General features: G+C 64.4%; 27 protein-coding genes. 11 read left to right on the top strand and 16 right to left on the bottom strand.

Going from position 1 to position 20,653, the window contains the following annotated elements:
- The first annotated feature begins 4 nt into the window (after positions 1 to 4).
- The 5 genes from ACTEK7_RS16445 (at position 5) to ACTEK7_RS16425 (ending at position 5,156) form a co-directional block, all read left to right on the top strand.
- A complete protein-coding gene (locus tag ACTEK7_RS16445) occupies positions 5 to 1,984 on the top strand; it encodes a sodium:solute symporter family protein (RefSeq protein WP_035996635.1) in 1,980 nt (659 codons plus the stop codon).
- 201 nt (positions 1,985 to 2,185) lie between these two features.
- Positions 2,186 to 2,506: a YggT family protein gene (locus ACTEK7_RS16440; RefSeq protein ID WP_035996633.1), complete on the top strand. Its 321-nt coding sequence runs from the start codon at positions 2,186 to 2,188 to the stop codon at positions 2,504 to 2,506.
- The gene (locus tag ACTEK7_RS16435) at positions 2,503 to 2,826 is read left to right on the top strand and encodes a hypothetical protein (protein WP_035996632.1); all 324 of its coding nucleotides are present in this window, start codon (positions 2,503 to 2,505) and stop codon (positions 2,824 to 2,826) included. The genes ACTEK7_RS16440 and ACTEK7_RS16435 overlap by 4 nt, the downstream gene beginning before the upstream one ends.
- 91 nt (positions 2,827 to 2,917) lie before the next feature.
- Positions 2,918 to 3,286 (top strand): integrator complex subunit 1, encoded by a 369-nt coding sequence (locus ACTEK7_RS16430; RefSeq protein WP_157785154.1) that lies wholly within the window; start codon positions 2,918 to 2,920, stop codon positions 3,284 to 3,286.
- 244 nt (positions 3,287 to 3,530) lie between these two features.
- Positions 3,531 to 5,156: an MFS transporter gene (locus ACTEK7_RS16425; protein WP_370130613.1), complete on the top strand. Its 1,626-nt coding sequence runs from the start codon at positions 3,531 to 3,533 to the stop codon at positions 5,154 to 5,156.
- Between the two features lie 63 nt (positions 5,157 to 5,219).
- Here the strand turns inward: ACTEK7_RS16425 and ACTEK7_RS16420 are convergent, their stop codons facing one another.
- Genes ACTEK7_RS16420 through ACTEK7_RS16410 form a run of 3 tightly spaced genes read right to left on the bottom strand, consistent with a single transcriptional unit; the run spans position 5,220 to position 6,506 of the window.
- Positions 5,220 to 5,693, bottom strand: a complete 474-nt coding sequence (locus ACTEK7_RS16420) for a secondary thiamine-phosphate synthase enzyme YjbQ (protein ID WP_225113009.1) — start codon at positions 5,691 to 5,693, stop codon at positions 5,220 to 5,222.
- A 13-nt stretch (positions 5,694 to 5,706) separates the two neighbouring features.
- Positions 5,707 to 6,222, bottom strand: a complete 516-nt coding sequence (locus ACTEK7_RS16415) for a hypothetical protein (protein WP_036020619.1) — start codon at positions 6,220 to 6,222, stop codon at positions 5,707 to 5,709.
- A 50-nt stretch (positions 6,223 to 6,272) separates the two neighbouring features.
- A complete protein-coding gene (locus ACTEK7_RS16410) occupies positions 6,273 to 6,506 on the bottom strand; it encodes a hypothetical protein (protein ID WP_162131140.1) in 234 nt (77 codons plus the stop codon).
- A 75-nt stretch (positions 6,507 to 6,581) separates the two neighbouring features.
- On the opposite strand from ACTEK7_RS16410, the gene ACTEK7_RS16405 reads away from it, so the two are divergent.
- The 5 genes from ACTEK7_RS16405 (at position 6,582) to ACTEK7_RS16385 (ending at position 9,199) form a co-directional block, all read left to right on the top strand.
- A complete protein-coding gene (locus ACTEK7_RS16405) occupies positions 6,582 to 6,956 on the top strand; it encodes an AtpZ/AtpI family protein (RefSeq protein ID WP_035996624.1) in 375 nt (124 codons plus the stop codon).
- 98 nt (positions 6,957 to 7,054) lie between these two features.
- Positions 7,055 to 7,804 carry a F0F1 ATP synthase subunit A gene (locus ACTEK7_RS16400; RefSeq protein WP_035996621.1) on the top strand — a complete coding sequence of 250 codons (750 nt, stop codon included), beginning with the start codon at positions 7,055 to 7,057 and terminating at the stop codon, positions 7,802 to 7,804.
- Between the two features lie 52 nt (positions 7,805 to 7,856).
- A complete protein-coding gene (locus tag ACTEK7_RS16395) occupies positions 7,857 to 8,087 on the top strand; it encodes a F0F1 ATP synthase subunit C (RefSeq protein ID WP_008541273.1) in 231 nt (76 codons plus the stop codon).
- Positions 8,088 to 8,147: 60 nt separating this feature from the next.
- Complete coding sequence (locus ACTEK7_RS16390; RefSeq protein ID WP_225147426.1) at positions 8,148 to 8,708, top strand: F0F1 ATP synthase subunit B; 561 nt, start codon at positions 8,148 to 8,150, stop codon at positions 8,706 to 8,708.
- Between the two features lie 5 nt (positions 8,709 to 8,713).
- Positions 8,714 to 9,199 carry a F0F1 ATP synthase subunit B family protein gene (locus tag ACTEK7_RS16385; protein ID WP_035996616.1) on the top strand — a complete coding sequence of 162 codons (486 nt, stop codon included), beginning with the start codon at positions 8,714 to 8,716 and terminating at the stop codon, positions 9,197 to 9,199.
- 18 nt (positions 9,200 to 9,217) lie between these two features.
- On the opposite strand, the gene ACTEK7_RS16380 is transcribed toward ACTEK7_RS16385, so the two are convergent.
- From ACTEK7_RS16380 to ACTEK7_RS16355, 6 genes are all read right to left on the bottom strand, one after another.
- Positions 9,218 to 9,412, bottom strand: a complete 195-nt coding sequence (locus ACTEK7_RS16380; RefSeq protein ID WP_157783945.1) for a hypothetical protein — start codon at positions 9,410 to 9,412, stop codon at positions 9,218 to 9,220.
- Positions 9,413 to 9,428: 16 nt separating this feature from the next.
- Positions 9,429 to 10,079 (bottom strand): hypothetical protein, encoded by a 651-nt coding sequence (locus ACTEK7_RS16375; protein ID WP_035996613.1) that lies wholly within the window; start codon positions 10,077 to 10,079, stop codon positions 9,429 to 9,431.
- Positions 10,080 to 10,179: 100 nt separating this feature from the next.
- Positions 10,180 to 10,767 carry a GNAT family N-acetyltransferase gene (locus ACTEK7_RS16370; RefSeq protein ID WP_035996611.1) on the bottom strand — a complete coding sequence of 196 codons (588 nt, stop codon included), beginning with the start codon at positions 10,765 to 10,767 and terminating at the stop codon, positions 10,180 to 10,182.
- A gap of 35 nt (positions 10,768 to 10,802) precedes the next feature.
- Positions 10,803 to 12,092, bottom strand: coding sequence for a M16 family metallopeptidase (locus ACTEK7_RS16365; RefSeq protein ID WP_036020577.1), 1,290 nt, complete (start codon positions 12,090 to 12,092; stop codon positions 10,803 to 10,805).
- Positions 12,089 to 13,507: a threonine synthase gene (thrC, locus tag ACTEK7_RS16360; RefSeq protein ID WP_035996607.1), complete on the bottom strand. Its 1,419-nt coding sequence runs from the start codon at positions 13,505 to 13,507 to the stop codon at positions 12,089 to 12,091. Before thrC ends, ACTEK7_RS16365 begins: the two co-directional genes overlap by 4 nt.
- A 553-nt stretch (positions 13,508 to 14,060) precedes the next feature.
- Complete coding sequence (locus ACTEK7_RS16355) at positions 14,061 to 14,705, bottom strand: response regulator transcription factor (protein WP_028178165.1); 645 nt, start codon at positions 14,703 to 14,705, stop codon at positions 14,061 to 14,063.
- Positions 14,706 to 14,791: 86 nt separating this feature from the next.
- On the opposite strand from ACTEK7_RS16355, the gene ACTEK7_RS16350 reads away from it, so the two are divergent.
- Entirely contained in the window at positions 14,792 to 16,129 is a 1,338-nt protein-coding gene (locus tag ACTEK7_RS16350) for a histidine kinase (RefSeq protein ID WP_225128518.1), read from the top strand.
- 1 nt (position 16,130) lies between these two features.
- Here ACTEK7_RS16350 and ACTEK7_RS16345 read toward each other — a convergent pair whose 3' ends face one another.
- The 7 genes from ACTEK7_RS16345 to ACTEK7_RS16315 all read right to left on the bottom strand — a co-directional run bounded on the left by ACTEK7_RS16345 (position 16,131) and on the right by ACTEK7_RS16315 (position 20,613).
- A complete protein-coding gene (locus tag ACTEK7_RS16345; protein ID WP_035996598.1) occupies positions 16,131 to 16,496 on the bottom strand; it encodes a nuclear transport factor 2 family protein in 366 nt (121 codons plus the stop codon).
- Between the two features lie 115 nt (positions 16,497 to 16,611).
- Positions 16,612 to 17,367, bottom strand: coding sequence for an SURF1 family protein (locus ACTEK7_RS16340; RefSeq protein WP_035996596.1), 756 nt, complete (start codon positions 17,365 to 17,367; stop codon positions 16,612 to 16,614).
- On the bottom strand, positions 17,364 to 17,765 hold the full coding sequence (locus tag ACTEK7_RS16335; RefSeq protein WP_035996593.1) for a DUF983 domain-containing protein: 402 nt from the start codon (positions 17,763 to 17,765) through the stop codon (positions 17,364 to 17,366). Before ACTEK7_RS16335 ends, ACTEK7_RS16340 begins: the two co-directional genes overlap by 4 nt.
- A gap of 97 nt (positions 17,766 to 17,862) precedes the next feature.
- On the bottom strand, positions 17,863 to 18,759 hold the full coding sequence (locus ACTEK7_RS16330) for a cytochrome c oxidase subunit 3 (protein ID WP_035996590.1): 897 nt from the start codon (positions 18,757 to 18,759) through the stop codon (positions 17,863 to 17,865).
- Positions 18,760 to 18,836: 77 nt separating this feature from the next.
- Positions 18,837 to 19,490: a cytochrome c oxidase assembly protein gene (locus tag ACTEK7_RS16325; protein WP_035996588.1), complete on the bottom strand. Its 654-nt coding sequence runs from the start codon at positions 19,488 to 19,490 to the stop codon at positions 18,837 to 18,839.
- Positions 19,491 to 19,495: 5 nt separating this feature from the next.
- A complete protein-coding gene (locus ACTEK7_RS16320; RefSeq protein WP_035996586.1) occupies positions 19,496 to 19,672 on the bottom strand; it encodes a hypothetical protein in 177 nt (58 codons plus the stop codon).
- Positions 19,669 to 20,613, bottom strand: coding sequence for a heme o synthase (locus ACTEK7_RS16315; RefSeq protein ID WP_035996584.1), 945 nt, complete (start codon positions 20,611 to 20,613; stop codon positions 19,669 to 19,671). The genes ACTEK7_RS16320 and ACTEK7_RS16315 overlap by 4 nt, the downstream gene beginning before the upstream one ends.
- Positions 20,614 to 20,653: the final 40 nt, after the last annotated feature.

Here is a 20,653-nt window from a genome sequence, read left to right as displayed (position 1 = left end):
GAACATGGCTACGCAGGCCTCAACCGGCGGCTCCGACTTTCTCAGCAACCTCGGGCGGATCTACGGCTTCTACACCGGTGGATTCGTCGCGTTCGTCCTTCTGCTCGCCGCCCTCGAAGTGATCGGGGTGCCGAACAAGGTTCTCGGCTACCTGTTCGTGTTCTTCACGCTCGCGGTCTACGCCATCATCGGCATTCTGTCGCGAACGGCGCAAGTCTCGGAATACTATGTGGCCGGTCGCAGCGTACCGGCGTTCTACAACGGCATGGCCACCGGTGCCGACTGGATGTCGGCAGCGTCCTTCGTCGGCATGGCGGGCACGCTGTTCCTGCTCGGCTATGACGGACTTGCCTGGGTGCTCGGATGGACCGGCGGCTTCGTGCTGGTCTCCATCCTGATCGGGCCTTATCTGCGCAAATTCGGCGCCTATACGGTGCCCGACTTCTTGTCCTTCCGTTATGGCGGCAATTTCGCCCGGGCGCTGGGCGTCGTCGTGCTCGTCGCCTGCTCGTTCACCTATGTCACGGCGCAGATCTACGGCACGGGCATCATTGCCTCGCGCTTCCTCGGAATGCAGTTCGAGCTCGCGGTTTTCGCGGGACTGGTCGGCATCCTGGTCTGCTCGATGCTGGGCGGCATGCGCGCGGTGACCTGGACGCAGGTGGCCCAGTACATCGTGCTGATCATAGCCTACCTGACACCGATCGTGATCCTGTCGACCAAGATCTACGGGATACCGCTTCCGCAGCTGACCTATGGGCACGCGATCGCGGACATCACGGCGCGCGAACAGGAGATGCTCGCGAATGGACTGGCGGCGGCGGCAAGCCTCAAGCCGCACATTCAACCGTTCTTCAGCTATAGCCCGCTGAACTTCTTTGCAATCATCCTGTGCATGATGGTCGGGACGGCCTCGCTGCCGCACATCCTGATGCGCTACTTCACGACACCGTCGGTGCGTGAGGCGCGGCAATCCGTGGCATGGTCGCTGCTGTTCATCTTCCTCCTGTACTTCTCGGCGCCTGCCTATGCGGCGTTCTCGAAGCTGGAGGTGTACACGAACATCATCGGGCGCGATCTGTCCGCGATCAGACCCTGGCTGTTCAGCTGGGGCGAGCTCGGGCTGATCCAGATCTGCGGCAAGAACGCCGTCAACATCGACGCCGTCATTGCCGCCTGCAAGGCCGTTGCCGGTCACCCCGGAGTGGTCCGGCTGCAGGACTTCGTGATCAACACGGACGTGATCGTGCTCTCGACACCGGAGATCGCGGGGCTTCCCTACGTGATCTCGGGCCTCGTCGCGGCCGGCGGCCTGGCCGCGGCTCTGTCCACCGCCGACGGGCTGCTGCTCGCGATCGCCAATGCATTGTCGCATGACGTCTACTACAAGATGATCGATCCGAACGCGCCGACGGCACGCCGGCTGATCATCGCGCGCGTGCTGCTGCTGGCAGTCGCAGTCATTGCCGCGGCGACGGCTGCCACCAAGCCCGGGGATATCCTGGCCATGGTCGGCTGGGCGTTCTCCCTGGCGATGGCGGGCAACTTCCCGGCGCTCGTGATGGGCGTGTGGTGGAAGCGCACGACGTCCACGGGCGCGATCTGCGGCATCATCGCCGGATTTGGGCTGTGCATGTTCTACCTGCTCGTCACGCGCTATTTCCCGGGCGCGGGCGTCAAGTATTTCGGCATGACGTCGCTGCTCAATCCAGTCACCGGCGCACCGCTGGTGGACATCGCCAAGGCCATGGCATTGCCCAACGCCATGGAGAGTTGGCCGACGCTGGCCCACCCGCTCGCCAACAAGGTGGGTTGGTTCAACCTCAACAACATCGCATGCGGTTTGCTGGGGACGCCATTCGGCTTCGCGGTGATCATCATCGTGAGCCTGCTGGGAAGGGCGCCGTCGCGGGAAATGCAGGCCTATGTCGACGAGATTCGCAAGCCGCGAGGCCGCACGGTGCTCGAAGAGAAAACGACCTGAGCGGATCGGATCGATTGCGACGAACGGGGCCTTGCGAGGCCCCGTTCTTGTTTGCGACCGGCGGCGCTCGCTTGCCCAGAACCGTCTGCCTTGACATTGTTGGGTGCGGCGGCCGGTGCAGAATGCCCGACGGCCCGGGCCGAGCAGGCAGCCCTCGCAAGACCATACTGCGCCAGAGCGAGGTCCGGAGGAGGACAGATTTTGGACATTGCCGACTCGTTCGCCAGATACTGGTATTTCCACCTGCCGAACTTCGTTCTGGCGGCTCTGATGTACACCATGCTCGGCCGCTTCCTGCTCGGCCTCTTCGTCGACGCCGACTCGCCGAACTATATCTGGCGCTTCTTCTGCCGCCTCACCGATCCGGTGCTCACCGCCATTGCAACCGTCACGCCGAAGGCAGTTCCTCCAGCCATCGTGTGGCTGTTCGGTTTTGTCTGGATGTTCTGGTTGCGGATCGTGCTCCACTACACATTGCTCGTGCTCAACCTCGCGCCGCGGCTTGCGGGAGGAGGATCATGAACCGCAACTTCTTCCTGATCGGTATTGCCTTCTTCGGAATGATCAACGGCCTCTTCAACCAGCTTTGGCTGATCTTCGCCCTGCTCTACGTCCAACCGCTCGCAGGCCCTCTTCTGTTCGGAAACATGTCGCTGACGCTGATGTTCGCCTCGCTGATGGTCTCGACCGCCACCGTGATCCTGGGCGGCATTCCCGCCGCCATCTACGAACGCGTCACCGGCGCACAGGAGTCGAACGGCGTCTCGCTTTGGATCTGGCTGGCCGGCACGGCTATCCTGGCGCTCCCCGCCGCCGGCAATTTCATCAGCGTCGGCCTCTGAACGGCGGGCGGGAACCATTGAAGGCAGGCCCCGCAGGGACTACCCTAGACGCATCTCGATCCCAATGAGCCAGGCGACGGAGTCCCTCCTCATGGAAGAAATGCGCCGCATCGCCTTTGAAACGGTCCTGCGCGCGTGCGGATTTGCCTCCCTCGCCATATTCTGCGTCATGATCGGCCTTTCGTTTCTGCCGCGCTCCGCGTTTCAGGCGGGAGGCTTTCTGAGCCTGATCATGACACTGGTGCTTCTCCTGAAAGCGCAGGAGGCGCGGACCAAAGACCACCGCCGCACCGAGATGTGGCTGTATCTTCCAAAAGACAGACGCCCGCCTCAGCCGCATGCACAAAAAACAGTCTCGGCGGTGATGCGAGAAACCTATCTGGTGTTCGCATACTGGTCTGCCCTGGTGTCAGTCGTGATGTGGATTGTCGCGATGGGCTTTTCCGTCCTTGGACTTTAGTTTGAGGCTGCAGACCCACGGTATTTCGTTCCCGCGGCTCCGTGATTTCCCGTCCGACATCTCCGCGATCCTTCCGATTCGCGTCGAAAGTACTATTGGGCCGGACGCGATAGGCATGTAATTGCTCGCCCCCGATTGGTGGCGCGCCCGCGTGGCGCGAATCGGTTCTTGAAAAGAAAACAAGCGGGAGCGAATCTGAATGACGACAGTAACTGCAACATCGGCACCATCTGCCGGCGCCGGGATGACGAAGGACGAACGGTTCGTCATTCTCGCCTCCTCGCTCGGTACCGTCTTCGAGTGGTACGACTTCTATCTCTACGGTTCGCTGGCCGGCATCATCGGCGCGCAGTTCTTCTCGGCCTATCCGCCGGCAACCCGCGATATCTTCGCGCTGCTGGCGTTTGCCGCGGGCTTCCTGGTGCGTCCGTTCGGCGCGATTGTGTTCGGCCGTGTCGGCGACATCGTCGGCCGCAAATACACCTTCCTCGTCACCATCCTGATCATGGGTCTGTCGACCTTCATCGTCGGCCTGTTGCCCAACGCGGCGACCATCGGCATCGCGGCCCCGATCATCCTGATCGTGCTGCGCCTCGCCCAAGGTCTGGCGCTCGGCGGCGAATATGGCGGTGCGGCGACCTACGTCGCGGAGCATGCGCCGAACGGCAAGCGCGGCTTCTACACCTCCTTCATCCAGACCACGGCAACCCTCGGCCTGTTCCTGTCGCTGCTGGTGATTCTGTTCACCCGCACCGCGCTCGGTGAGGCCGATTTCGCAGCGTGGGGCTGGCGCATTCCGTTCCTGGTCTCGGTGCTGCTGCTCGGCATCTCGGTCTGGATCCGGCTTCGCCTGAACGAATCGCCGATCTTCCAGAAGATGAAGGAAGAGGGGAAGGGTTCGAAGGCGCCGCTGACGGAGGCCTTCGGCAACTGGCAGAACGGCAAGCTCGTGCTGCTCGCCCTGCTCGGTGGTGTGATGGGCCAGGGCGTGGTCTGGTACACCGGCCAGTTCTACGCGCTGTTCTTCCTGCAATCGATCCTGAAGGTCGACGGCTATACCGCCAACCTGCTGATTGCATGGTCGCTGCTGCTCGGCACCGGCTTCTTCATCGTGTTCGGCATGCTCTCCGACAAGATCGGCCGCAAGCCGATCATCCTCGGCGGCTGCCTGATCGCGGCGCTGACCTTCTTCCCGATCTTCAAGATGATCACGTCCAACGCCAACCCGGCGCTGGAAAAGGCCATCGAGTCGGTCAAGGTCGAGGTGGTGGCCGATCCCGCCGGCTGCGGCGATCTGTTCAACCCGGTCGGTACCCGCGTCTTCACCGCTCCTTGCGACACCGCGCGCGCCTACCTGTCGCAATCGTCGGTCAAGTACGCGACGACGTCGGGTCCGGCCGGCTCGGGCGTGAAGGTCGTGGTCAACGGCAAGGACGTGCCCTACACCAACGCCAAGGACAGCAACCCGGCGGTTCTCGCCGCGGTGCAGGCGGCTGGCTACCCCAAGGCGGGTGACGCCGGCATCGTGAAGATGTCGCATCCGTTCGACGTCTTCCGTCCGCAGGTGGCGGCGATCATCGGCCTGCTGTTCGTCCTGGTCCTGTTCGTGACCATGGTGTACGGCCCGATCGCGGCGATGCTGGTCGAATTGTTCCCAACCCGCATCCGCTACACCTCGATGTCGCTGCCCTACCACATCGGCAACGGCTGGTTCGGCGGCCTCCTGCCTGCCACCGCCTTCGCCATCGTGGCCTCGACAGGCGACATCTATGCCGGTCTGTGGTACCCGATCATCTTCGCCTCGATTACCGTGGTGATCGGCTTCCTGTTCCTGCCGGAAACCAAGGACGTCGACATCAAGGCGACCTGATCGCAGCAGCAATCGACGACACCAACCGGCCGCGGTCTCCGCGGCCGGTTTTGCTTTGTGTGGTTATCGATCGCTGCCGATGAATTGCAGCACGATCTCACGGCGGTGCGGGCGGCTGCGATGCTCGATCAGGTAGATCGCCTGCCAGGTGCCGAGCGCGAGCTTGCCGCTCAGGACCGGGACCTGAAGCGAAGTCTGCGTCAGCATGGTCTTGATATGGGCCGGCATGTCGTCGGGCCCCTCGGTATCATGGGTCCACCCGGCGTTCTCCGGTGCGAGCCGAGACAGCGCCGTGGTAAGGTCGACCAGCACGGAGGGATCGGCGTTCTCCTGGATCGTCAGCGAGGCCGAGGTGTGGCGGATGAACAGCGTCAATGCACCCTCGCCCGCCCGCGCCTCGGCGATGAATCGTGCGGCCTCGCTGGTCAGATCGGTGAAGCCGCGGCCAGGCGTCTGCACGGTGAGCAGTGCCGATGTGACGGTCGTGGCCTGTACGGACGATGGTGCGGAGCGGGTGACGGATCTGGCAGATGTCATGGAGGGGCCCGCATCAGATCTTCCCCGACACGTCTTTCTGCACGCGGTTGGCCATGTCGATCAGCCGCCGCCAGGCCTTTTCCAGGAACGACATCACACGGTCGACGTCCTGCTCGCTCGGCAGCGGGATCTCGATCTTGCGCTCGCCCTCGGCGACCTTGGGCTCGGGCTTCCTGAGTGGATCGGATTTCGGCAGCGCCTCGTCGATCTTGCCCGATACCGTTGGCCCCGCCGCGAGCTGTGCCTTCAGCCGCTCGACCTCGGCCTGGAGCCTGCCGATCTCGGCGTCGAGTGCGGTCCGCTCGTCGGGCACCGCGTAGCAGGCCCAACCGGCGCCGTTCCTGGTGCAGGTCGACACCGTGCCGGTGCGCGTGTCGAGCCGCAGCACGCCCTCGGGGATGGGCGTCATGCTGTAGCGGCCATTTTCGCCGTCGGGCGTAGATTGCGCGGCCGCGAGGCCGCCGCTGACTACCATCACCGCGGCCGCCGCCGCGAGCCATGATGTCGTGGATGACGTCGCAGGTCTCATCATTGTCTCCGCCCCGGCACTGCTGCGGCTGCGGTTGCAATTCTACACCCTCAGCCGGCAACCCGCCGCCAAAAAGCCGCCCCGAAATCAACGAACGCGGCGGCTTCTTTGATCCCGCGAGCGCGGCGAAAGCACGGCTGCGTCCGCCGTTCGCAAGCAGACCTGCTGCGGTGCGGCGTCACGCTGTGTGCAGCGCTGCTGTGCGCGTCAATATCATCAAGTAAATCAAATACATAATCGGAAGGGACGCAATCGTGACTTGGCTTGACTTGATTATAGGCCATCAGTATGGTCCGCGCGGCTTTTGAGGGTGACGGGCGCAATTTCCATTCAGCCGCAGCGTTTCGGGTCTTCGTTGCATGACACAGGGCACGGGACACGGCGAGGATGGAGATCGCGATAGATCGCCCGAGGAAGCCGCGCTTTCCGATCGGCTCGGAAATCTTGATCAGCGGTTGTCCGAATTTCGCGACCGCCGGGCCAAGACCGAGCAACCCGCAGGTGACGATGGAGACAAAGCGGCCAGAGCCTCGGCGATGGCGCTTGGTTTCCGACTATCCTCGGAGTTGATCGCCGGCGTCGCTGTCGGAGCGGGGATTGGCTGGGGGTTCGACCACTTGCTGTCGACGTCGCCTTTCGGATTCATCGCGTTCCTGCTGCTGGGCTTCATCGCCGGCGTGGTGAATGTGGTGAGAACGGCAGGCGCGGGTCCGAACAGGCGCGGTGGTTCGTAATTGGCCTAGCCGGGTTAACTGTCGTGCCGCTCGCCGGCACAGCCGGCCGACCAATCTTCACTGGTCGGCTTGTCCAGCAGACGAGAGATGCCGCGCGGATGAAAATCGACCCGATCCATCAGTTCAACGTCGAACCGCTCTTCACGATCGGCCGTATCGGCGATCACACGATCGCCTTCACCAATGCCTCTCTCTACATGTTCGTCGCGGTGGGGATCATTGCGCTGCTTCTGCTCACCAGCGGCAAGCAGCTGGTTCCGGGGCGTCTGCAGTCGGTGGCCGAGCTCTCCTATGAGTTCGTGGCCAGCATGATCCGCAGCACTGCCGGAGCGGATGGCATGCGGTTCTTCCCGCTGATCTTCTCGCTGTTCATGTTCATCTGCGTCTCGAATCTCGTAGGCATTGTTCCGTACACGTTCACCGTGACGAGCCATCTCATCGTCACTGCGGCGCTGGCGCTGCTGGTGTTCTTCACGGTCCTGATCTACGGCCTCTACAAGAACGGCCTGAAGTTCCTGAAAGTGTTCGTGCCCTCGGGCGTTCCGGGCTACATCCTGCCGCTGGTCATGGCGATCGAGGTGCTGTCGTTCTTCCTGCGGCCGGTCTCGCACAGCGTTCGACTGTTCGCGAACATGCTCGCCGGCCACATCGCGCTGAAGGTGTTCGCCGGCTTCGTTGCCATGCTCGGCGCGTCTCTTGGCGTGGTCGGCTGGATCGGCGGTGTCATGCCGCTGGCGCTCGCCGTTGCGCTCACCGCGCTCGAACTGCTGGTCGCGTTCCTGCAAGCCTATGTGTTTGCGATCTTGACCTGTATCTACCTCAACGACGCCATTCACCCTGGACACTGAGTGATCCGGGTGCTTTTCCACCCACACCTGTCTTTCTTCCAAGGAGTCAAAAATGGATCCGCAAGCAGCTAAGTTTCTCGGCGCGGGCATCGCGTGCATCGGCATGGGCGGCGCCGGCATCGGCGTGGCCTTCATCTTCGGCAATTATCTGTCCGCAGCCATGCGCAACCCGGCAGCTGCTCAGGGCCAGTTCGGCAACCTGATCTTCGGCTTCGCCGTGACCGAAGCGCTCGGCATCTTCTCGCTGCTGATCGCTCTGCTGCTGCTGTTCGTCCCGCTCTGAACGCGTTTCGCGCCGCTTCCTGGTGGGAGGCGGCGCGTCTGACAGCAACAGGAGAACTCCATGGCTGAAAGTCATGGCGGCGCCAAAGGTACCGGCGCTCACACGGAGGCCGATGGCGGTCACCACGGCGGTGGCTTTCCGCCTTTCGAGAGCAGCACCTTTGCTTCGCAACTGGTGTCGCTCGCGATCGCCTTCGTCGCGCTGTATCTGATCGTCTCCCGGTTCGCGCTGCCGCGTGTCGGGGGTGCGATCGAGGCGCGTCAGAACAAGATCGAGGGCGATCTCGCCGAAGCGCAGAAGCTGAAGGACCAGTCCGAGGCGGCGCTCAAGGCCTATGAAGGCGAGCTCGCGTCGGCGCGCGCACGTGCACAGGCGATCGGCAACGAATCACGCGAGAAGGCGAATGCGCAGGCGGAAGCCGAACGCAAGGCGCTGGAAGAGCAACTGTCCGACAAGCTCGCCGAGGCGGAGAAGACCATTGCCTCGACCCGCGCGACCGCCATGAGCAACGTCCGCGGCATCGCGGCCGATGCAGCCGGCACCATCGTTCAGCAGCTCACGGGCGTCGTTCCGGATGCAGCGTCGGTCAATGCCGCCGTTGATGCGACCTTGAAGGGTTAGTCTCGATGTTCTTCACACCTGAGTTTTGGGTCGCCGTCGCCTTCGTGATCCTGATGGTGATCTTCGCCTATGTGGGGGTGTTCAAGACGGCGATGTCGGCGCTCGATCATCGCGCCGCTCGTATCAAGGCCGAGCTGGACGAGGCGGCGCGCCTCAAGCAGGAGGCCACCAAGGTGCTCGCCGACTACAAGGCGCGCACTGCCGGTGCCGAGCGCGAGGCCGCCGACATCATCGCCAACGCGAACGCCGAAGCGGAGCGCATCGCAGCAGAGGCCAAGGCGAAATTGGAAGATTTCGTCACCCGCCGCACCAAGACCGCCGAGGGCAAGATCGCACTCGCCGAGGCTCAGGCTCTCGCGGACGTCCGGGCAGCCGCCGCGGAAGCCGCCGTGCAGGCTGCCTCCACGATCCTGTCGCAGTCGGTCAAGGGCCAGATCGCCGACGACCTGCTCGCCAAGGGCATCAACGAAGTCAGGCAGAAGCTGAACTGAGGGATTTGCCTTACCCAATCAAAAAGCCGGCGCGACGAGCGCCGGCTTTTTTGTCTGTCGGGTAACAGCATCCACAAGTGCGGTATCATCACCCACCTTGTGCGCACTTGCGCACTGGGGCGGGTGATCCATTGCGCCGAGGCTTCTCAGTTCAAGCACCGCGGCCTCTGGAATACTGGATTGCCCGCCTTCGCGGGCAATGACAGCTGACATTGCCGCAAGATCTCCCCTACTTCTTCTTCTTCCCTCTCGGCTCCGGCGAGAGCGCCTGCGGGTCGAAGCCGACATAGAAGATGTAGGTATCGGCAACCGCGGGCGCCGGCACCGGATAGGCCAGATCCTCGGCGACGAAGGTGAAGGGCACGCTGCCGCCTTCCGACATCGCCACCGTGGTCCGGTAGGCCTTCGAGGCGATCACCTTCTCGCCGACGCCGCCCTGCACGACGGCGATGCGCAGCGGCACCTCGACGGAGGCAGGCGCCCCGGCGGGGCCGGCGATGACACGGCCCTGGATGCCGATCCGGGCCGTGATGCCGGCACTGCTGCGCAAGCATTCGCGCGCCATCTTGGTGATCGAGGCCTGGAAGCGGATGTCATTGCCGACCGCCGGCTTGCCGCTGGCGCCGACCGCGTAGGTCGAGGCGCCCGCGCGCACCGTGACCTGGGGGCAATCGAGGTCGTCTTCGGCCGGCTGCCCGGGCGCAGGCGCCGGCTTCGGCTCCGCCGGCTCGTCGGACTTGCCGCCGAACAGGCTCTTGAAGCGGTCGGTCAACGACTGTGCCGCCACCGGCGAGACGGAGGCGAGCCCGACCGATAATGCCAGCACGACCGCTGCGCCCCGCCGCAACCTCGTCCGCGATGACCGAAGCTCCTGCACCATCAACACCCGTACTCCATGACAATGTTCCGGCCGGGTTATATTGCCAATATCGGCGAACCCAAGGCGGCAAAAAGGGATTTGGCTGCATCCATCAGGCTGCTCAGCCGCGGAAGTCCTCGTGCAGCAGGCCGAACAGCAGGTGATCCTGCCAGACCCCGTTGATGCAGAGATAGCGGCGCGCTAGGCCCTCGCGCGAGAAGCCGCACTTCTCCAGCACCCGGATCGACGGCGCATTGGTCGGGATGCAGGCGGCCTCGACCCGGTGCAGATTGAGCTCGCCGAACAGCGTCGGCAGCAGCACCCGGAGTGCGGCCGTCATGTAGCCGCGATGGGCATAAGGCTGGCCGACCCAATAGCCGATGGTGCCGGCCTGCACGATGCCGCGCCGGACATTGGCGAGCGTGATGCCGCCGACCAGGGCACCGTCGAGCTCGCGGAAGATCAGAAAGGGATAGGAGCGGTCCGCGGCAATGTCCTCGGCATAGCGGCGCAGGCGGCGGCGGAAGCCGGAGCGGGTGAGATCGTCGGACGGCCAGATCGGCTCCCAAGGCGTCAGATAGTCGCGGCTGGTCTCGCGCAAATGAGCCCATTGCAGGAAGTCGGACATTTGCGGCGCGCGCAGGAGCAGCCCGTTGCCGCGCGGCGCCAGGGCGGCGGGTCCACTGGATGGCAGGCGAAAGAGGGCCATGTGATGCTTCCCGGGGCGAGGCCCGCGCGCGGCTCCTAATGCAGCCGCGCCTTGGCGCGCGCCCGTGTCAATCCTTCCGCAAAAGACACCGCCGTGTCCAGACCCCTGCCGCTGCCCAATGCGACGACCGCAGGCCGGCTGCGCGACAGCAGCGCACGGGCCGCGTCCCGCGTCGATTCGATGCTGACGGCGTCGATCCGGGCAACCAGTTCCTGCACTGTCTGCGGCCGCCCGTAGGCCAGCACATGCCGGGCGAGCTGCTCGGCGCGGGAGGAGCAGCTCTCCAGCGCCATCAGCAACCCCGCCTTCATCTGTGCCTTGGCTCGGGCGATCTCGGCCTCAGTCAGCGTCTCCACCGATTCGTTCATGATGTCGACCACGACCTCCATCATCTCCGGCGCATCGGCGGGATCGGTGCCGGTATAGAGGCCGAAAAAGCCGGTATCGGTGTAGGGGGCGTGGAAGGTGTAGATGGAGTAGCAGAGGCCGCGCTTCTCGCGCACCTCCTGGAACAGGCGCGACGACATTCCGCCGCCGAGGACATTGGTGAAGACCTGCAGCGAGAACAGCGAAGGATCGGTCTGCGGCACCCCCTCGAGCGCCAGCGTCAGATGCGCCTGCTCGAGCTCGCGATGCACCACCTTGGCGCCGCCCTGGCCGAACCGAGCGGCCTGCGGCTTCGGCCCGGGCGTCCCCTCGAAGCTCGCAAAACGCTTTTCGACCTCGGCGACGACCTGACCGTGGTCGACCGCCCCGGCCGCGGCCACCACCATGTCGGGCCCGCGATAATGCGTCGACAGATAGCCACGCAGCATGTCGCGGTTGAAGGCGCGCAGCGTCTTGGCGGTGCCGAGCAGCGAACGGCCCATCGGCTGGTCGGGATAGCAGAGCTCGTTCAGATGCTCGAACACGACGTCATCGGGCGTGTCCTGCGCGGCACCGATCTCCTGCACGATGACGTTCTTCTCGCGCTCCAGCTCGTCGGGCTCGAAGGCGGGATTGGCAAGGATGTCGGCGAGCACGTCGAGCGCGAGCGGCACGTCGGCCTTCAGCACCCGCGCGTAATAGGACGTGGTCTCGGTCGAGGTGCCGGCATTGAGGTCGCCGCCGACCGCCTCGATCTCCTCGACGATCTCGCGCGAGGAGCGCCTGGTCGTGCCCTTGAACGCCATGTGTTCCAACAGATGCGAGATGCCGTGCTCGTTCGGCTTCTCGTCGCGTCCGCCGACGCCGGCCCAGACACCGAGCGCCGCCGTCTCGAGGTGGGGCATCTCGTCGGTGACGACGGTGAGGCCGGAGGCAAGCTTGGACATCTCGACGCTCATCCGGCAACTCCCTGCTTTGCGGCGCGGCTGGCGGACAGCACGAACCGCTCGAGCTCGACCTGATCGTTCTTCATCACCCTCATGTGTTCGGATTTGGTCATCAGGCCGTCGAGCCAGGCCGGCAGTTGCGGCCGCTGGCCGCAAGCCGCCTCGACGGCGTCTGGGAACTTGGCCGGATGGGCGGTGGAGAGCACGATGCTCGGCACCTTCGTATCGGTGGTGTCGCGGTCCGCGACGGCGAGCGCCACGGCGGTATGAGGATCGACCAGCTCGCCTGCTTCGCGCCAGGCGGCGCGGATCGCAGCCGCAGTCTCGGTCTCGTCAGCGCGCCCGGCATCGAACTCCTCGCGGATCGCGGCGAGTGTCGCATCGGGTAGCACGAAGCGGCCGGACTGCTTCAGCTGTTCCATCAGGCGACGCACGCCGGCGCCATCGCGCCGGCCGGCCTCGAACAGCAGCCGTTCGAAGTTCGAGGAGATCTGGATGTCCATCGACGGCGATGCCGTCGCGTGCACCTCACGCACCTCGTAGATGCCGGTCTTCAGCGTGCGCGCCAGGATGTCGTTGACGTTGGCGGCGATGCGCAGGGTGCGCACCGGCAGCCCCATGCGCTTGGCGACGTAGCCGGCGAAGATGTCGCCGAAATTGCCCGTCGGAACGACGAAATCGACCGCGCGCGCCGGAGCACCGACCGCGACGGCAGAGGTGAAATAGTAGACCACCTGCGCGACGATGCGCGCCCAGTTGATGGAATTGACGCCGGAGAGCGAGGTCGCATCGCGGAAGCGATGGTTGTTGAACATCCCCTTCACGAGCGCCTGGCAGTCGTCGAAGGTGCCTTCGATGGCGAGCGCATGGACGTTGGCCGCGCCCGTCGTGGTCATCATCCGCCGCTGCACCTCGGAGATGCGGCCGTGCGGAAACAGCACGACGAGATCGACGTTCTCGAGGCCCGCAAAGGCTTCGACCGCGGCGCCGCCGGTATCGCCTGACGTCGCGACCACGATGGTGGTGCGCTGGCCGCGCTTTTCGAGCACATGGTCCATCAGCCGCGAGATCAGCTGCATCGCTACGTCCTTGAAGGCGAGCGTCGGACCGTGGAACAGCTCCAGCACGAACTGGTGCGGGGACATCTGGCGCAGCGGCACCACCGCAGGATGGCGGAAGGTGGCATAGGCCTCGTTCGCCATCCGCCCGAGCTCGGCGTCGGAAATCTCGCCACCGGCGAAGGGACGAATCACGTCGACCGCGACCTCCCAATAGGGGCGGCCGAAGAAGCCGGCGATCGTCTCGCTCGGAAACTGTGGCCACACCGCCGGCACATACAGGCCGCCGTCGCGGGCAAGCCCGGTCAGCATCACGTCACAAAAGCCGAGTTCGGGGGCTTCGCCCCGGGTCGAGATATAGCGAGTCAAACTGCCCTCCAAAGGCGGCCGGGCCGGAGCTCGACCCTTAAGCCTTTGATTTTACGTAATTACTTGTCAACAGCCGGTGGCTTTGAACCACCATAGAGTGTTTTGCGGCATCGGGAAACCGCTTCCGGCGTACCCCCTCGCCCAATGAAAAAGGGCTGCGGCATTGCCGCAGCCCTTCTCTTGGAAGGCCTGTCGTTGTGTGCAGACCAGTTGCCTCGTCGGGGTCGCCGAACCCTCAAAACTGTTCCGGCAAGCTTTCGTCGCCTGTCACGAAATCGTCAAGTCCAAAACCCCGCGCGTATCGAAAATGTTCCTATTCTTCCCGATCCGGCTCTGGTTCGCTTTTGGCAGTTGCAGCCAAGTCCCGGCCGTGATCCTGACCCTGAATTCCGCTTTTTCCCGAATCAGTCGCGGGAACGAATACAGCCTCGGCCCATTGTGTCGGCGGATGGGTGTCAGCCCGTTGTCCAATGCATTGCCCGGCCAACGGCGGCGTCGATCCGTCGGCCGAACCGCTGCATCCCGGAGCAGCCGGTTCGGTCGATGGCGAAAGTCAGTTCATTCCGATTTCCACTGCGATCCGGATCAGGTCGGAATGGTTCTTGGCGCCAAGCTTCTGCTTGAGCAGGGACGTGGTGTTGGCGACCGTCTTGTAGGAGATGCCGAGCGCCTCGGCGACCTCGACGATCTTGTCGCCGCGTCCGAGCAAGCGAAGAATTTCGAGCTCCCGCGGCGTCATCTGTGACGCGGGGTTGGCCTTGATCGCCGCGCCGGAAAACGTCACGGCTTCCGCAAGCTGCGGCGAGATGAAGTTGTCACCCGCGACCACCTTGCGCACCGCTTTGAGCAGGATCCTGGGATCGTCGCCTTTGGAGACATAGCCCTGCGCCCCGAGCTCGACGGCCCGCACGACGAACGCCGGATCGTCGTTCATGCTGAACATGATGATCTTGGCGTCGGGGTCGTCCTTGCGGATGCGCCGCATCAGCTCGAACCCGGAGACGTCGGGCAGGCTGATGTCAATCACGGTGACGTCGGGCCGCTTGCTGACATAGGCGCGATGCCCGGATTTGGCATCACTCGCCTCGTCAATGCGGATTGAATGGTCGGATGCGAACAGGGTGCGGCAGCCGGACAGCACCACGGGATGGTCGTCGACGATCAGGACCCTCGTCGCCAGCTTGGCGGTATCTTGCATCGCGCACTCTCTTGTTTTTCGACTCATAGCCCGCCGGGAATAAATGGAAAGAGCAAATCCGGCCGATACGCGTTAGAATTGACCTAATGTGGCGACGACTTTCGTTCCGAACGCAATTGTTTCTCCCGCTCGGCGCGAGCCTTCTCGCAGCCCTGATCCTGGGCGGCATATTACTGCAGATATTTGCACCAGGTCAGGTAGCTGATGAACACGAGCCGGCTCGACGCTCGATCCAGACCATCGCCGCCGCGCTCAACAGCACCCTGCGCGCATCGGACAATCCGCAAAAGACCCTCGATGCATTTGTTCAGTCCTTGGACGCCTCCACGGATATTCAATTCCGCCGCATGGACGGAGGTCCCCCGCCTTCTCCGAAAGACTTGCGCAACCTGAAGAAGGTTCCGCAATGGTTCGTCAACCTCATCACCATACCAGAGATGGAAGCGGCGTTTCCGATCGTCATAGACGGCAGACATGTCGGCGATATCGTGTTCTTCCCGGACATATCGGCCGACTTGTTCGAGAAGTGGATCGGCTTCCTTGCGCTGACCAGCCTGGTCGCTGTCCTGATGGTGCTCACCGGCACCGTCGCCTATGTCTTCGCCGGTTCGGCCCTGCGCCCCCTGCAACATCTCGGCGACGGTCTTACGCGGATTCGGCGCGGCGACTACGCAAGGCCGATCCCGGTCGGAGGACCGCCGGAGATTCGGCAGAGCTGCGAGGAAGCCAATGCGCTGGCAGCGACACTGGCGCAACTCAGCCAGGACAATCGCGATCTGATGCACCGCCTGGTGTCGCTGCAGGATGACGAGCGGCGCGATCTCGCCCGCGAACTGCACGACGAGCTCGGGCCCCTCCTCTTCAGCATCCGCGCCGGCACGATCGCGCTGACCGATGCCTCCGAGCCAACGGGACATCTCGGCAATTCGGCACAGGACCTGCTGCAATCGGTCGAGGCCCTGCAGCAGACCAACCGCCGCATCCTGGACCGGCTGCGGCCGCTCTATATCGAAGAGCTCGGCCTTTCGAGCAGCGTGCAAACGCTGCTCCGGAATTTTCGCAAGCAGGCACCTCATATCGTGCTGACGGATGCGATCGATCGCGATCTCAGCGCAATCGGCGGACCGCTGGCGCAGACCGTCTATCGAGTGATCCAGGAGGCACTGACCAACGTGCTGCGACATGCCAACGCGGGCAACGCACATGTGCAGGCGACGGTTGCCGACAAGACGCTCGTCGTCGAGATCTCCGACGATGGCGGCGGTTTCCCTGCGGACAACGTCTTCGGCCGGGGCCTGACCGGCATGCATGAGCGCGTGCGCGCGCTCAGCGGATCGCTATCGCTGTTGCGCGTGGATGACCGAACCTACGTGCGCTGCCGCCTTCCGGCGGAGACGATGCGGGACGTTCCGTCACCAGGCTAATTCAGCAGGCGCAACCATCATGCGCATTCTGTCGCGCCGGTTCGCACAGCGTGCTGCGGATCTTGCCATCCGGGCTGAAGCGGAACGAGGCCTGAATGCGCAGCGCGCCGGCGACGGAATATTCGAGGTGGACGCCGTGGGGCGCGGGATTGATCTCTTCCAGCCCGAACCCCGCCGAGGAGAAGGCGCTGAGCCGCGGCTGCCAATAGGCCTCGATCTCGCTCCGGCCACGAAAGCGCCGCGCGCCGTCGCAGGTGCATTCGAGCTGCGCGTCGTCGGCATAGAGGTCGAGCAGGGCTGTGAGGTCGCCCTTACGGCAGGCATCCACCCAGTCGACGATAATTCCCATCTGGTCGAAATCACTCACGCCGCACCCAATCTGCCGCGGACAATATTGGCGGCTTAGAACCACCCTCGTGAATATGCGCTGAATAATAAACCCCGGGCGATACCGGGTTCCCTCGATGGACCTGCCAATGAGCTCAGCTCTGCCGCCGGCCTCTTGCCCACACGCCGAAGGCGATGAGCACGGCGCCTGCAAGCGTGAACCAGGTGATTGCATATTGCAGATGGTCGTCCTTGAGATTCACCTGGAGCGGTCCCGGACGCGGGATGCCATTCGCCGGCGCGGGCCGTTCGAGATCGATATAGAACGGCGCAACCGTGCCCCAGCCCAGCACGCTTGCGATTGCCAGATGATCGCGCACGAACCAGAGCCGCTTGCCGCGATTCTCCGCCGGAGTCAGCCAGCTTGGCGCCTCGGGAAAGCGCAGATAGCCGGTGAGCTCAACCGGTTGGCCCGTGATAAGCTTGTTCACCGCGCGATCCTCGACGCCGCGGTCCTGCATCGTGTTCTCGACGAAACCCGCGTCGATCACGACCATCTCGCCGCCGGGAAGCCGCGCCGGCAGGAACGCCCAGGTGCCAGGGCCGGAGGCGTCCTTGCGCACCGCCGAGCCGGAGGAATAGACCATTGCATCGGGGAGGGCTGCGTAGGTCGCGGTGAAGCTGACGCGGCGGAATTCGTCGCGGGCGGGATTGAGCGCGACCCATTGCGCGGACGGCGGCAGCGCAACCGGCGCGGCCGCAAGCCGCTCGGTGAGCGCCGCAATCAACTCGTGCTTGGCGGTGCGGCGCTGCAGCTGCCAGACACCGAGCGCCACGAACACAGCCGTGAGGAACAGCGTGAACAGCGCGAAGCCGGCCACGGGGGCCTTGCGCGACGCAGGCTCATTCATTTCGCGCGATCGACCAACCGGCCCGGCGCCGCCTTGTGGTGGAATTGCAGCGCGATCAGCAACGACTTCATCGAGCGCAGCGGCAACAGCGTGGTGGCGAGGATGAGCGGCAGCCAGAGCACCGCATGCAGCCAATATGGCGGCTGGTATTTGACCTCGACGATGAGGGCGCACGCGACGACGATGCCGCCGGCCAGCATGATGATGAAGATCGCCGGGCCGTCGCCGGTATCGATGAAGGCATAGTCGAGCCCGCAACGGTCGCATGCGGGCGCGAGCGTCAGAAAGCCCGCATAAAGCTTGCCTTGGCCGCAGCGCGGGCATTTGCAGGCAAGCCCACGCAGCGCGCTTTGCAGGACGGTGGTTTCGGACGGGGGTGTGCCGGCACTGTCGTTCATGATGGCGGACTCTATCACAGTTTCCGACGAAACTTCGGGCGGCCGGAAAGCGAAAGGGCGGCCCTGCGGCCGCCCTTCCTGATCGGTTCGATCGGGCTCAGTGCGCGGCGCTGGCCATGGTCTCGGCGCCGCGTCCCCAGACGTAGATGCAGAGGAACAGGAACAGCCAGACCACGTCGACGAAATGCCAGTACCAGGCCGCGAACTCGAAGCCGAGATGCTGCTTCGGCGTGAAGTGGCCGGCATAGGCGCGGAACAGGCACACCAGCAGGAAGATGGTGCCGACCAGCACATGGAAGCCGTGGAATCCGGTCGCCATGAAGAACGTCGCGCCGTAGACGTTGCCGCCGAAGGAGAACGCCGCGTGGGCATACTCATAGGCCTGCACGCAGGTGAAGAGCGCGCCGAGCACGACGGTGAGGATCAGGCCATACTTCAGGCCCTGGCGGTCGTTCTCGAGCAGCGCATGGTGCGCCCAGGTCACGGTCGTGCCTGACGTGAGCAGGATCAGCGTGTTCAGCAGCGGCAGATGCCAGGGATCGAAGGTCTCGATGCCCTTCGGCGGCCAGGTGCCCGGGACCGCGCAGGCGCCGGGCTGCGTGCCGAGGCCGCAACCGAACACCGCATCGCGGGTGGCGTGGACGGCGTCGGCCGGAAACAGCGCCGCGTTGAAATAAGCCCAGAACCAGGCGACGAAGAACATCACCTCGGAGGCGATGAACAGGATCATGCCGTAGCGGTGATGCAGCTGCACGACCCGGGTGTGATCGCCCTTGTACTGGGCCTCCTTGATCACGTCGGCCCACCAGCTCGCCATGGTGTAGAGCACGCCCACGGTGCCGACGCCGAATACGATCGGCGCCGCCGAGAACATGTGGTGCATCCAGGCGACCGCGCCGACCGCCATGATGAAGGCCGAGAGCGAGCCGACCGCCGGCCAGGGAGAGGGATCGACCAGGTGATAGTCGTGATGCTTGGTGTGCGCCGTGGCCATTCCGTCTCTCTCCTCAATCCCGTGCCTGTCCGGCACTTATCCCCTTGCGTCCAACCGCCTGCGCGTGAGCCCTGCGGTCAAAGATTTCCCTTGCGCTTGTCGGCTTCGCCCGATGCCAGCGGTTTCACTACGGGATCGCGCACCGGATAGAACGTGTAGGACAGCGTGATCGTGCTCAGCCCGTCGTTCTCGTGGTCGGCGGCGATCGACGGGTCGACGTAGAACACGACCGGCATCTCGCGCTTCTCACCGGGTGCCATGGTCTGCTCGGTGAAGCAGAAGCAGTTGATCTTCTGGAAATAGGCGCCGACCGTCAGGGGCGCGACGTTATAGGCGGCCTGGCCCGCGGTGGCGCGCGCCGCCTGGTTGGTCACGGTGTAGAAGACGGTCACGACCTGGCCGATATTGACCTCGATCTCGCTCTGCTCCGGCTCGAACTTCCAGGGCAGGCCGGGCGCGACGTTGGAATCGAAGCGCACCGAGATCTTCCGCGCGATCGGGCCCGTGGCCGGCGCAGAGGTCGCCACTTGCGTCGTGCCGTTGAAGCCGGTGGCGCGGCAGAACCAATTGTAGAACGGCACCGCCGCGTAGGAGGCGCCGACCATCAGCGCGACCACGCCGCCGCAGATGGACGCGACCACCACATCGCGCCCCAGCCCGCGGCCCTTGCCCGGGTTGCGATGGCCCGGCTTGGCGCTGACGTCCTGCGATATGGTGGGCTCGTGATCCATGTTTCCTACATCGGCCGCACGAGCACGGCCGGCCCCTTGACCATGGTGACGGCGAAGAACAGCACCACGAGCACGCCGAGCGCCAAAGCGATGGCGATGGAGCGCTGACGACGGCTCTTCCGCTGCGCCTCGGTGAGGACGATTCCTTCCGGCTCGGGTTTGTCGGCCATCGCGGTGATCATGCGCCCCCAACCATCGGAGCAAGCGCCCGGTACACGACCTCGGCCAGCAGGGTCGCAAACAGCGCGAACAGGTACAGGATCGAGAAGGCAAACAGCTTGCGGGTCGCGCGCAGCGACTGGCTGCGCTCGCGGCGCAGATAGACGTTGATGGCGAGCACCAGCATGCCGGCACCGAGAATCAGCGAGACCACGCCGTAGACGGCATCGAAATAGCCGAGCGCCCAGGGCGCGGCGGCGACCGCGATCAGCACGATGGTGTAGAGCAGGATCTGCAGACGCGTGGCGTCGGGACCGGCGACGTTCGGCAGCATCGGAATGCCGGCGCGCGCGTAGTCGTCGGAGCGGAACAGCGCCAGCGCCCAGAAATGCGGCGGGGTCCAGAAGAAGATGATGGCGAACAGCAGCAGCGGCTCGACATCGACCGTGCCCGTCACCGAGGCCCAGGCCACCACCGGCGGCAGCGCACCGGCGGCGCCGCCGATCACGATGTTCTGCGCGGTCCAGCGCTTCAGCCACATCGTGTAGATCACGACGTAGAAGAAGATGGTGAAGGCGAGCAGCGCACCCGCGATCCAGTTGACGAGGATGCCGAGCGTCATCACCGAGAAGAAGGCGAGCGTCATGCCGAACGCCATCGCCTCGGGGCGGGTGATGCGGCCGCGCGGGATCGGCCGGTTCGCCGTGCGCGACATCTTGGCGTCGATGTCGCCTTCGAGCGCCATGTTGAGCGCCCCGGAGGCACCGGCGCCGACGGCAATGCAGAGCAGCGAGGTGATCGCCAGCACCGGGTGGAAATGCCCCGGGGCCATCGCCATCCCGACCAGCGCAGTGAAGATCACCAACGACATCACCCGCGGCTTGAGCAATGCGAGATAATCGCCAACCTCCGCTTCGGAGATGTGGGGATTGATGTCGATGGCGTTGTGGTCGAGGACGGACACTTAGATCTACTCGCTTCGTTACAGCGCCGCGGCGCCCGTC

This window comes from Bradyrhizobium sp. JHI2711 (assembly GCF_056156565.1).
Note: the sequence above shows the minus strand (reverse complement) of the source record. Positions and strands in the feature narration are given on the sequence as shown.